Here is a 12,401-nt window from a genome sequence, read left to right as displayed (position 1 = left end):
AAGGTTTTTTCTTTCCCCTTTCCCTTTCCCCTTTTCCCCTTAACCGACAAGTATTGTAATAGGAGGACATCTTTGATGTACAGTTCTATCAAACGGATGATTCATGCCATTTCTCAAAATCTTGGCAACAAATGAATATGTTGTAAGAATGCACAGATCCGCTACCGTAGACATCTATCTGTAACAGTAGGTATTTCGTCAAATAGTATTAATTTTAATGAATAGATGAATGAACCAATGAACGAAGATTTTTTCGTTTCAATAAGCTACATATTAAGGGACACAGCTAACTATGTCCTGGAAGAATTTCTGTCAGTTTTCTCCCACTTTCCAATGTTTGTTGTTAGACTTATGCTGAGTGTTTATTTTAACTCTTTTGTAAACAAAAATTACTTAACTACTGCCAAATGTGAAAATCTATGAGAATACAGTAATAATTTAGCTACTAATTCTAGCCCTTTCCGCTTTTGGTTACATATATATTTGTTGATATTGTCTTTACAATATTCCTCAATTATAAATATGTGATAATGGATGATACTATTACTCTTTAAAGAAAGTATAAGATTATAGTAGAAACTACGTAGAAATATCCTTAAATTATTGAGTAACACTTTTGAGGAAAAATTAATAGGGTAGAATAACTGAAAGTGGTCAGCTATTTTTATTTTAAAATCAAAGCAGGATTTTTGAATGATCAGCTTAACTAGTTCAGAAAACAGTACAGTTAACAGCACAGCAGCCACTAAGAGGCTAGCAAGGGCAATAATGGTTTCTGCCGGGGAGTTTTCACTGATTTTAGTGTGTTGTAACTCTGTTGAAAGGCAGCAGCAAGTGCTGAATTTATTAACAGAATTTTCGCCAGCAGATATCCACGAAATCCTGCTTACACCTGCGACCGACACATTATATACAGCTATCACAACTGCAATTGGTTCTACTCAACCTGAAGCTTTGATGGTACGGGGTTTAGAATCTGTTGTGGCAATTAATCAACTAATCATCAGTACTAATATTATGCGAGATGAGTTTCGCAAACAGTTTAAGTTTCCCTTGGTGTTGTGGGTTAATGACGAAATTCTCTCCAAGTTAGTCTGGCTAGCACCGGATTTTAAAGACTGGGCTGCTAGTACTATTAGATTTGATGTTGTAGAAAGCGTCAGTTCCGAGCCTGCACTCTGTGCTGTTTTAGGGCACTAAATGTAGCTTGAGAGGTTAAGTTAGTAAAAAACATCGATTTAAACAAGTAGAAGTTATGATCAATATTAGGGATAGTAATGGTCATCATATCCTCAAATTTTCCTATGGCAGGTATACCCTAGCTTGTGGCTGTCACAAACTTAAGAAACAATTAAAAATATTTTCATAGAAAATCTAAACCCCAACTGAAACTGAGGCTAGCTATAATGATTGGGGTTTTAAAACCCTTAATTTACGATAAATTTGTTTACAATTTAGGCGATCGTTCTCATATTATAGCCGATTTTAGTGGCATGGGTAAAGGCTCAAACCCCTCAGCGATGCTAATTTTCTCCTTAGATACCTTGTAATTTATAGGTAGTGGCTTAACTCTGCCCAAAATCTGCAATTAACTCAAGCAGTGCCGATGGGTTTAAGCAGGTAAAATGCCATAACCCTTCATATATCTTCATATATCGAGAATGCTTTGGAAAAGTAAAGAGGTGACAGCTTATCACTATATTTTAAGCACTGTGTATTCGATTATTTGATTTGGATAGAATCTAGTTTAGGAACAAACAATCATGAGATTAGCGTCTGTTTTTATATCTGCTTCAAAAGACAAATACAAAACTAATCCTAACTAGTCAATTGATGGGATTATATAATTTTTCTCTGGAGTGGCTGCATATTATTTGTTAGTTTTACAACTATTGACCAATAATAGTATATTAGTATGAAATTCCTGACTAAAAATTATCTGATCGCCAATCAAGGACGAATTCTCACAGCTTTGATTTTGACTGGAATTCTGTCTGTTGGTAGCAGTTTAATATTGATTAAAGAGGCCACCGCTCTTGCTGAAAACTTGTCGATAGCAACAAGGAATGAAGTTTCTAAAGAGAATATTAAATCAAATCGCTTGCCACGTCCAATAGCTAACGCGGTGCTGGAAGATTTAGCCCGCAGACAGGGAATTTTGATTAGAGAACTGAAAATTACTAATTATAATCAGCAGACTTGGCGCGATGGTTGCTTGGAACTAGCTCAACCTGATGAAATCTGCACCCAAGCGTTAGTTCGTGGTTGGCTGGTTGTAGTCTCTGATGGCAAACAAAATTGGATTTATCATACCAATAGCAACGGGCGATCGCTACGTTTAGCTTCGGCAAACACTCGCTCAGAAAATGTATCAGATAAATTACCGACACCTGTAAAAAATGCTGTTTTGCAAGCCGCATCAAGACGGTTGCAACAACCAATTTCTCAGCTAAAAATCATTGAGATACAACAGCAAACTTGGAGAAATGGCTGTTTAGAATTAGCGACTACTGATGAATTCTGTACGCAAGCTTTGATCCCAGGCTGGCGGGTAATTGTTGGTGGAAATGAACAAACCTTGGTTTATCATACCAATCAAACAGGTTCCGCAGTTAGGCTGAATGAAAAAGCTAGCGAAAGTACACTAAAGCCTGTGCGAATTCCAGCCAGCGAGTTACCACCACCGTTAGATCGAGATGTGGTATTTCGGCAAATCTCTAGTGGTGGCTTTGCTGGTAGAACTTATGAAACTGTTTTACTTAAAGATGGCCGATTGATTCGGGTGCGGATTGGTGATGCTAATGATTCTGAGCGTACTGTTCGCCGTGTTTCTTTGCAACAGGTGGAACAATTTTTGCGATCGCTACAACGCTATAGATTTAGTCAATACCAGAATCTCAGTTACCCAGCCGATGGTGCTGATTTGATTACCTACACTCTCACCAGCCAAAAGGGTACAGTTCAGTATAACGATATTTCTAAATCTAACCTGCCAAAAAATTTACAGTTAGTAGTTAAAGCTTGGAATCAGATTACAGCCAACGCCGAATAATAAACCTGATTAATCAGATTAAATGGCGATTGTTTTAGGGCATACAATCGAAACGATAATTTAATCATACCTATGGTAGATGATGAAAAGGTTTGTAAAGTGGTGCGTTGGATTTCATTCTTGTTGGTGGAATGTTCGCCAAAACAGAAAATCGGGGTTGTTTGCCGTCTTACTTAGCTTGAGCGTAGTAGCTACGGTGATGCTATCGTTGCCCTTAAACGCTCAAACTAATCCTCAGAAATTGCCAGCATCTGAGTTAAGGGGAGTATGGTTAACAAATATTGATAGTGATGTGTTATTCGAGCGCGATCGCCTGAAGGGATCTTTACAACGCCTTAATGAACTCAATTTTAACACCGTATATCCCGCAGTTTGGAATTGGGGGTATACATTGTATCCAAGCATTGTTACAGCAAAAGTGATTGGGCGAGCGATCGACCCCACACCTGGACTCCAAGGGCGAGATATCCTCAAAGAAATCGTTGATGTGGGCCATCAAAAAGGGTTAACAGTCATCCCCTGGTTTGAATTTGGCTTCATGGCGCCAGCGGATTCCCTACTCGCTAAGAACCGTCCCCAATGGCTCACTAGTCGCAGCGACGGGACTCGGATTGTCAAAGATGGTAATGATAATCGGGTTTGGCTAAATCCCTTTCGTCCAGAAGTACAACAATTTATTCAAGATTTAGTCGTTGAAATTGTCAAAAACTATAATATCGACGGCATTCAATTTGATGACCATTTTGGGTTGCCATCAGAATTAGGATATGATGCTTATACAGTGACACTTTATAAAAAAGAACACCGTGGTAAAGCTCCCTCTAAGAACTTTAAAGATCCAGAATGGGTCAGTTGGAGAGCTAATAAAATCACTGATTTTATGAAACGGTTATTCACAACCATCAAAGCCACTAAAAAAGATTGCCTTGTTTCTGTTGCACCTAATCCTCAACGTTTTTCTTACGGCTTCTTTTTAGCAGACTGGCCAAAGTGGGAACGGATGGGAATTGTTGAAGATTTGGTCTTGCAAATCTATCGAGATGACTTGAATGTTTTTGTCAGGGAATTAGAATACCCAGAAGTGAAAACTGCACAGCGTCATATTCCAGTGAGTATTGGAATTTTGGCTGGTTTAAAAAACAAATCTGTACCCATGCAACAGATTCAGACGCAAATACAAAAAGTACGCGATCGCAATTTTGCTGGAGTTTCCTTCTTTTTCTATGAAAGCCTGTGGAATATCAGTAAAGAAAAGCCCCAAGAACGTCAAACTGGCTTCCAGAAAATCTTCCCGACACCAACGGCTTACCCAAATTTGCTCGCAGGATGGAAACCATATTAACAATTTGTAATTCGTAATGGGCTACGCTAACGTAATTACGTTACGGATGGGGATTTTGATCTACTATCTTCTCTACGAGACAACCTCACCCTCGCTTTACCCAAGGGTAAATCTTTCCCTCTCCTTACTAAGGAGAGGGAAAGGTTTTGCTATGCAAAACCAAGGTGAGGTTTTTTCCAGATTTTTGGATATGCCTCGATTACTGATGGATTAATAAGTATATATTATTACATGTTTAACTAATTAATTCCGCGATTTACCTCTTGTTTATTTTGGTGTATTATATGTCTTAATGTATTATATAGTGAAAATAAAGTCGTGTTTTATAACTCATAAAATTATTTTTCTACATACTTTTTCGTAGTTTTTGATCCTCTCTTTCTTTGTGATAAATTCAGGCTTAACTTCTTTATAAAAGAAAAACTATTATTGATGACCAGAATTAAACGGACAAAATTAAAGCTTACAGCGCTCCCAGGGGTATTGAAGAGAAGACAACTGCGGCAACTCTTAAAGATTGCTGGCAGTGTTTTTTTTGCTCTTGTTATTGTAATATATGCGTTGCAAGGGGCGGCACAAACCACATCTTCATCTTCTATTTGCGCTTTACCACCTGCGGGAAGCATTGTTAAAAACCCACCAGAAATCCGCAATCCTGATGCCACCCATCCGGCAAAGTTTACGGTTGTCAACATTGCCCCTGAGCAAAACTGCTACATTGCCAATGGTAACTTGCAAGCACCAACCCTGAGGATAAGCCCCGGTAAGGAAAACTTAGTACTGAAATTGACTAACCAATTACCAGGTCAAGGAAAAAAACCACAAGACCAAAACTGCGATCGCCAATATTCTGGAGGAATGCCACCCCGAAATTCCACCAACCTCCATTTTCATGGGTTGAATATATCTCCCAAATGCCATCAGGACGAAGTTGTGCGGACAGTGGTTGAGCCGAAAGAGACTTTTGAATATGATATCAATATTCCGAAGAGAGAGCCACCCGGACTATACTGGTATCACCCACACGTCCACATGCACAGTGAAAATCAAGTATTGAGCGGATTAACCGGTGCGATTATTATTGAAGGCATCGGTAAGTATAACAAGCGAGCTGCTCAACTTCCCGAACGGGTGTTTGTGCTACGTGATACGAATCTATTAAAAGATTTTGACTCTCAGCAACCAGCGAAGGATATTTCCATCAACTCAGTTCCAATTAGATATCAAGGTTCGGGTATTTACGATCCGCCAGCGATCATTCAAATAAAACCCAATCAAGAGCAGTTTTGGCGTGTGGCTAATACTGCGGCGGATACTTACTTTGACTTACAACTCCAATATAATAGCATTGCTCAACCACTGGAATTAGTAGCGATGGATGGCGTTCCCATCAATGCTAATGGTCAGCTGCAAAACCAGACTAAATCGGTTTACCACATTTTACTACCTCCAGGCGGAAGGGCAGAATTCATCATCAAGGGTCCGAAAGCGTCGGTGAAGGATGCCAAGTTTTTGACGCTGAATTATGACAGAGGCACAGAAGGTGATTATGATCCACAACGAACGATCGCTAAAATTAAAACCAAACCAGAATTTAGTCCGATAGTGGCATCATCATTTGTTTCAGCCTCAATTCCGGAGTTAAGCGTTGATTTAAGCAGGGTATCAGGCGATCGCTTCTCTGGACTAAATCAGAACAAGTCTATAAAGGAGCGCAAGCTCTACTTCTCGGAAACAGCTGGTGATATAGTAGAACCAGAGAAGTTCTACATCACCCTAGAGCCAAATCAGCCTAAAGTTTACGATCCAAACTTCAAAACTCCCGATATCACGGTTGAGGAGGGAACGACTGAGGATTGGATTGTGGAAAACCGAACTTTGGAAGCACACGCCTTCCATATCCACCAAATCCACTTCCTGGTCTTAGACAGTTCCGATGCGAGTGAAATCGGCATGTTGCGCGACACAATCAATTTACCTACCTGGAATGGCGATCCAAACACCCCGTTTCCCAGTGTTAAACTGCGAATGGATTTCCGAGGCATTCAGAAGGATACAAGTATTGCAGGTACCTTTGTCTACCACTGCCATATCTTGGAACACGAAGACAACGGGATGATGGCATCTATTGAAGTCAAAAGTAAACAACGCTAAGGTATAGCGATGTCTACAAAGGGCTACGCCTACGCTAAAAGCTTAGTAAGTAGCAGTTTCAATACTTGTCGGTTAAGGGGAAAAGGGGAAAGGGAAAGGGGAAAGAAAAAACCTTTAATCCCCAAAACCCGACGAGTATTGCTCTCTATCCTATTCCCAAACGCCCAGCCAAGCCGGGAGTCAAGGGTAGAAGTGTGGTAATCATCAAGAATAGAGCCAAAAGACCTAAAGCGGCTCTAGCATCATCGGGTTCAGTGATTTCATTCAAGCTGGGGCGTTCTTGATCCCTTTGCAAGAAGAAAATGACGATCGCCCAGTACATAGCAAGAACATTACCGAGAGACACCAGCGCCAGTAAAATTAAAGTTGCCACAGTTGCCCGTCCTGCGGTTTTGCGTCCATAAATGGCCTGCACAATGCGTCCACCATCTAGTTGTCCTGCGGGCATTAAGTTTAAAGCATTAATTACTAACCCCAACCAACCAATCACCACTAGGGGATGGATACTTACTAAAGGCGATTGCAAGGCAGAACCAAGGACAACTCGCGCTAAGCTTCCCACCAAAATTGACCCTTGAAAAAACTGATTTGGCAATTGAAATAAACTACCGGGGTGGGAAAGCAGCAACCCAGTAATCAGCATTAACAAAGAGACAATACCCCCTAAGGCTGGCCCTGCCAAGGCGATATCGAATAATACCTTGCGGTTGGGCAATAGAGATTCAAAACGGGTAATTGCCCCAAAGGAGCCAATTTGTACAGCAGGTAGAAAGAACGGTAAACTGAGGCGGATTTGGTGACGACGGGCAAGTAACCAATGACCGATTTCGTGAGCGACTAAAATCGAAAATATTCCCGCGCCTATGGGCAAAGCTTCTGTAAACCGCCCTGGATTGCCAAAGAAATCAAAATTCAGCAGTAATCCCGCAGCTTCTAAATTTGTGCCAAGAGTCGCAACTAATAGAAGACCCGCAAAAGCTTTTTGCGATAACTGCATCGGTCGGGGATCGTTGCGACTCGGTAGGACAATTACCACTGGTCTACCATCTGTATTTTCCACTAAAAATAAGCGATAGCGATCGCCAAGGCGTTCTCGCAAACTTGCAGTCAGACGGTTGTGAATTTCTTCTGGTTCTCCCCGCAGATTGCCTTTAAAAATCGCTCCATCCTGATAGCCGATGGTTTCTGTCGCAAAAAACGTATCAATCCCGAAAATACCTTTAATTGCATTCAAGTCATCTTCCGGTATCGGTGGAATCTGCGGTTTAAGTTCTACTATTGTTGGTTGTGGGGAATTTTCTTCCGGTAAGGAATCAGTGGCAAGTCTTTCAGTTGCCCGTTGCTTAAGTATCGCATCTTGCCCAGCTGCGCGTAACTGACTACCCAAGTAGATGTACAATCCAGCAGAAGCCACTACTAGGAACAATATACCTGCTATGTTGATGTAAATTCCTGCGGCAAACAATCCAAAAAATAGGAGCCAGGGAGTCATCAACACCACCGACTGTAACCAAGCCAAGATTCCTAGCTTACCAAAAGGTCTGGCGCGATAAAAGCCCCAACCCAAAATGCCTAAAGCTACTAGCAGAATTGCCGCCAGGATAGAAGTTTCTGATAAAGTGAACATCTCCAAACCTTTGCTATTGAGACTGAGCCAGAACAAGTCCGGTATTGCAGATACATTTATTAATTTATAACGTTGCCTGTCGTCTGCCCAAATTATCCGACTCGGGACATCCAAAAATTAAATTACTCAATTTTTGCATCCAATTAGGAGCAGGGGGACAAGGTAGCAATATTTCTCCCTTGTCTCCCCAAAGCGATTGATTATTTTATTTGGAAGTCCCCAATAGCTTTGCTTCTATCTCCAAATCAGCTTCATAAAATATAAACAGTCTTTCACAAATATTTATACATCGCTATGTTTTTCGGGATAATAACAAAAGTTTTGCGATTGCTATGAATCAAAACTTTATTTAAATGAAGTCTAAAATTAACGTGCGTCTCCGTTGGAGACTCACGTTAATTTAGGACAGTTGTGGTATTGAAAAAGACGCGACATTTCGCGCCTCTGGGAACTAAAAACCAAATTCTACATACTACTTAAACGATTGTTTTTAGATGTTGCACCAAATCCGCCGCTTGTCTTACACCCTCAATTCGCTCTACAGGATTACCCTGCTTAAATAGTACTAAGGTTGGTAGGGCATGAATTTGATACTTACTAGCCAACTCTGTGTATTTTTCTGTGTCAATTTTGACAATCCGTAGGCGATCTTTCAGTTGGGCATTCACTTGCTCTAAAATTGGCACCATCATCTGACACGGACCGCACCATTCAGCATAAAAATCGACCAATACAGGTACATCAGAATCAGATAGCATCTCTTCAAAGCTGTTAAAATGTTTTTTAGTTGCCATGTGACACACACCGATTTTCAATTATTTGTTTCAATGGTAATTCTTAGAAAATAAAATCGGTACAAGTTGATGGGTTTTGTTGTGAAAATATTAGATTAGTTAATATATATGAAAAATATTAAATAATCCTAACAAAAGACAGATTTTATTTTGATTCGTGCATGGAAATTGCATGGGTAAATAAACTTATGCTGACTAACTAAATAATTCGATCTTCCTTGTAACAGTTAGTAAATCCAGTCACTCGATGACAGGAGAAACCAATTGCAGCAAATTTTATAGAGATTCAAAAACTAAATATCTGTCACTCTAACAAACCACAAACTGTTGCTAATGTCCATACTGTTTTGCTTCAACTAATACTAATTAAATATGGATAGACAATCCGCTAGCTTTTTCAGCAAATTATTACTCATGAAATACTTAATTGTTTTAGTTTTGGTTATATCTATTATCAGTTAAATCCCAAATCAAAATCCTCGTTTCACAACCCTTTCCATCAGCATTTGAAGTTCGACATTCTCAACATTTGGTATAGTTTCTAACTGAGAAATTCCGGCGATCGCATCGAGAATCTTACCTGATTGGGGGCGTAACCAAGCGGCGTGAGGTGCATAAGAAATACTTTGCTCTATTTTATAACCTGCTCGTTCGATCGCCTCGCGCTGTAACTCTACATCAACACCTTCAGCAAAGCGAATAAAAACTAGTCCAGTAGGTACAGCTAGAGAGCCATCAGGTTCTAGAGTATAAATCGGACTCAATGTATTTTTTTCTGATTGATTAGGTTCGCCAGAAAAAACAGCGTAGGCGCAGCCCGTCGTAGACATCGCTCCTTCATTAAGTTGTAAAATTGCTCCTTCAGCCACAGTACCAGGTTGATTGTAATGCACTGCATAGTACCCAGGTTTACGATTGTAGGATACAGCAGAGCGTTCGCGTAGCCCACTGTAGGCATCGCTACCAACACGAATTTGTTGGGGATACTCAGAAAAATAATCTTTTTGGAATCTCACTTCAGCAATCAGGGGTAGAGAATACACTTGTATAAAAGACTCAACTGGCAAATAAATCATCTTTTTTAAGTTCTAATGATGTTATAGCTTTTTTTAGTGGCGTGAAATACAAATTTTTCCTAGAAATGCATAGACTATTTGTACCTACTGATGGTGAAGATTCGTAAATTAAACTGGCTTGGAATTCCCTCTTTTCTGGAAAGAGGAATTAAATACTTGTATGAACTTAGAGAGATTAAATTCTGTTTAGCTATATCTTTTTTCTGCCCTAATGTAGATATAACACATGGAGGGGCAAAGGGGCGGAGGGGCGGAAAAGATAATAGTACTCCTAACTCCTAACTCAGCACGGGCTAAACGCCCCGCTAACAGCACTCAGCACTCAGCACTCTTTTGCCCAACTTTTAAAACAGGAGACTAAATATGGTTCAAGTTCGCTACGGTGGTGAAAATGGTCAACGGTATGAACTTACTATTAGTAGTGACCACATTGTAGTTCGTACAGAAGACCGCAATGCTCTTATTAGTCAAAGACCCTTTGGAGTGGCATCTGTTTCAGTTGCAGCTCGTAGTATACTCAATCAATTCGAGTTAGCAACACAATTTCGGCACGCAGGTGTAGAAATTTTACGGACAAAAGTTCCGAGTCAAGATGTTGCTTTACGCGATCGCGCTAGGACAATTCTCAATCAAGAACCTAAAATTGAATTTGCTGGACGCGTTCTTGTCGATCCAACATCCCAAGAACCTGTAATCTACACCGAAAACCTCTTCGTTAAATTTGATAATCGACAAGAACCAGCGGTGTGTGAGGAAGTATTAAGGCGCTACAACTTAATAATTAAACGCAAACTTGAATATTCCCGAAATGCTTATTTTGTTAGCGCAGTTGCCAATACTGGTTTAGCGATCTTTGACATCGCCGAGAGACTTATAAATGAGCAATCAGTTGAACTGTGTCATCCTGAATTAGTGCGTGAGTTACGCAAACGTCAGGTTTTTCCGCAGCAGTGGCACTTAAAACAAACAACAATTAACGGTAAAGTAATTAACGCTCATGCTAACGTTGAGGCGGCTTGGAAGTTAAGCAATGGCACAGGAGCAACTATTGCAATTATCGACGACGGTGTAGATCTCGATCACGAAGAATTCCGTTCTTCGGGAAAGATTGTTGCCCCGCGTGATGTCACACGGCAAACTAACGATCCCAGCCCCGGAAACGGTGATGACCACGGGACAGGCTGTGCCGGAGTAGCCTGTGCAAACGGCAACTTTGGGGCATCTGGTGTCGCGCCTGGTGCAAAACTTATGCCGATTCGTTTATCTTCCGCACTGGGATCGCAAAATGAAGCCGATGCTTTTGTTTGGGCAGCTCAAAATGGTGCCGATGTAATCTCTTGTAGCTGGGGACCCGCAGATGGTCTTTGGTACGACCCAAAAGATCCTCTACATAACCAAAAAGTGCCTCTCCCTGATTCCACCAGACTTGCCATTGAGTATGCAATTAATAAAGGACGCAACGGCAAAGGTTGTGTAATTTTCTTTGCTGCTGGTAATGGCAACGAAAGTGTCGATAATGACGGTTACGCCAGCTACCAAAATGTCATCGCTGTGGCAGCTTGTAACGACTTCGGCACAAGAAGCGCTTATAGCGACTTTGGTAAAGCAGTCTGGTGTGCCTTCCCCAGTAATAATGGTGACAGTTCTCAAACCCCTGGAATTTGGACAACCGATCGCTCTGGTGTACTTGGCTATAATTCGGGTAATGTGAATCTGGGTGACACCGCAGGTCACTACACAAACGAGTTCGGTGGAACTTCCAGTGCTTCTCCGGGTGCTGCTGGTGTAGGAGCCTTAATTATTGCTAGCAATCCTAATCTGCGTTGGGACGAAGTGCGAGACATCATTAAACGCTCCTGCGATCGCATTGACCCAAGCGGAGGTAAATATGATGCTAATGGTCGCAGTCCCTTCTACGGTTACGGTAGAATCAATGCTCTCAAAGCTGTAGAATTAGCCAAGCCCAATCAACCATCACCCATTGGCGTATTCAAAGCAGTGCAAGACGTACCAATTAACGACTTGCAAACATCAAAATTATCATTGGCGATCGCTAATACCAATCTTGTCAAATCTATCAAAGTTACAGTAGACATCGAACATACTTACATTGCTGATCTTGTAGTTACTCTCAATCCCCCAGCGACTACAGGCGTACTTCCCATAATTCTCCACGATCGCCTCGGCGGATCTTCAGATGACATCAAAAAAACCTATGATGAGGTAAACAGCCCTAAACTTGCTGCCTTTAAAGGTAAAAGTCCCCAAGGAAACTGGACGCTGGAAGTAGCAGATAAATCTAATCTAGATACAGGAAAGATTCGCAGCTTCACCATAGAAATTGGATTTTAAGCCA

At 40.9% G+C, this 12,401-nt stretch carries 8 protein-coding genes; 5 read left to right on the top strand and 3 right to left on the bottom strand.

Annotated features, from left to right (window positions below; genetic code table 11):
• Window positions 1-693: 693 nt before the first annotated feature.
• The 4 genes from ACFG4S_RS24795 to ACFG4S_RS24780 all read left to right on the top strand — a co-directional run bounded on the left by ACFG4S_RS24795 (window position 694) and on the right by ACFG4S_RS24780 (window position 6,548).
• The gene (locus ACFG4S_RS24795) at window positions 694-1,200 is read left to right on the top strand and encodes a hypothetical protein (protein ID WP_392531595.1); all 507 of its coding nucleotides are present in this window, start codon (window positions 694-696) and stop codon (window positions 1,198-1,200) included.
• Window positions 1,201-1,915: 715 nt separating this feature from the next.
• Window positions 1,916-3,052: a hypothetical protein gene (locus tag ACFG4S_RS24790; RefSeq protein ID WP_392531594.1), complete on the top strand. Its 1,137-nt coding sequence runs from the start codon at window positions 1,916-1,918 to the stop codon at window positions 3,050-3,052.
• 82 nt (window positions 3,053-3,134) lie between these two features.
• On the top strand, window positions 3,135-4,394 hold the full coding sequence (locus ACFG4S_RS24785; RefSeq protein WP_392536075.1) for a glycoside hydrolase family 10 protein: 1,260 nt from the start codon (window positions 3,135-3,137) through the stop codon (window positions 4,392-4,394).
• A gap of 432 nt (window positions 4,395-4,826) precedes the next feature.
• A complete protein-coding gene (locus ACFG4S_RS24780; RefSeq protein WP_392531593.1) occupies window positions 4,827-6,548 on the top strand; it encodes a multicopper oxidase family protein in 1,722 nt (573 codons plus the stop codon).
• Between the two features lie 145 nt (window positions 6,549-6,693).
• On the opposite strand, the gene ACFG4S_RS24775 is transcribed toward ACFG4S_RS24780, so the two are convergent.
• The 3 genes from ACFG4S_RS24775 to ACFG4S_RS24765 all read right to left on the bottom strand — a co-directional run bounded on the left by ACFG4S_RS24775 (window position 6,694) and on the right by ACFG4S_RS24765 (window position 10,045).
• Window positions 6,694-8,175 carry a site-2 protease family protein gene (locus ACFG4S_RS24775; RefSeq protein WP_392536074.1) on the bottom strand — a complete coding sequence of 494 codons (1,482 nt, stop codon included), beginning with the start codon at window positions 8,173-8,175 and terminating at the stop codon, window positions 6,694-6,696.
• Window positions 8,176-8,651: 476 nt separating this feature from the next.
• Window positions 8,652-8,969 carry a thioredoxin gene (gene trxA / locus ACFG4S_RS24770; RefSeq protein ID WP_392531592.1) on the bottom strand — a complete coding sequence of 106 codons (318 nt, stop codon included), beginning with the start codon at window positions 8,967-8,969 and terminating at the stop codon, window positions 8,652-8,654.
• Window positions 8,970-9,439: 470 nt separating this feature from the next.
• On the bottom strand, window positions 9,440-10,045 hold the full coding sequence (locus tag ACFG4S_RS24765; RefSeq protein WP_392531591.1) for a hypothetical protein: 606 nt from the start codon (window positions 10,043-10,045) through the stop codon (window positions 9,440-9,442).
• 363 nt (window positions 10,046-10,408) lie between these two features.
• Between ACFG4S_RS24765 and ACFG4S_RS24760 the strand changes: the two genes are divergently transcribed.
• Window positions 10,409-12,397 (top strand): S8 family serine peptidase, encoded by a 1,989-nt coding sequence (locus ACFG4S_RS24760; protein ID WP_392531590.1) that lies wholly within the window; start codon window positions 10,409-10,411, stop codon window positions 12,395-12,397.
• The last annotated feature ends 4 nt before the right edge of the window (window positions 12,398-12,401 follow it).

Origin of the sequence: Nostoc sp. C117 (assembly GCF_043099735.1) — a bacterium.
Lineage (GTDB): Bacteria > Cyanobacteriota > Cyanobacteriia > Cyanobacteriales > Nostocaceae > Nostoc.
Note: the sequence above shows the minus strand (reverse complement) of the source record. Positions and strands in the feature narration are given on the sequence as shown.

What these genes read in the sequence shown, in the direction of transcription:
- ACFG4S_RS24760 (WP_392531590.1), top strand. Translation starts at nt 10,409, where the DNA reads ATGGTTCAAGTTCGCTACGGTGGTGAAAATGGTCAACGGTATGAACTT.
- ACFG4S_RS24795 (WP_392531595.1), top strand. Translation starts at nt 694, where the DNA reads ATGATCAGCTTAACTAGTTCAGAAAACAGTACAGTTAACAGCACAGCA.
- ACFG4S_RS24780 (WP_392531593.1), top strand. Translation starts at nt 4,827, where the DNA reads ATGACCAGAATTAAACGGACAAAATTAAAGCTTACAGCGCTCCCAGGG.
- trxA (WP_392531592.1), bottom strand. Translation starts at nt 8,969, where the DNA reads ATGGCAACTAAAAAACATTTTAACAGCTTTGAAGAGATGCTATCTGAT.
- ACFG4S_RS24775 (WP_392536074.1), bottom strand. Translation starts at nt 8,175, where the DNA reads ATGTTCACTTTATCAGAAACTTCTATCCTGGCGGCAATTCTGCTAGTA.
- ACFG4S_RS24765 (WP_392531591.1), bottom strand. Translation starts at nt 10,045, where the DNA reads ATGATTTATTTGCCAGTTGAGTCTTTTATACAAGTGTATTCTCTACCC.
- ACFG4S_RS24785 (WP_392536075.1), top strand. Translation starts at nt 3,135, where the DNA reads ATGAAAAGGTTTGTAAAGTGGTGCGTTGGATTTCATTCTTGTTGGTGG.
- ACFG4S_RS24790 (WP_392531594.1), top strand. Translation starts at nt 1,916, where the DNA reads ATGAAATTCCTGACTAAAAATTATCTGATCGCCAATCAAGGACGAATT.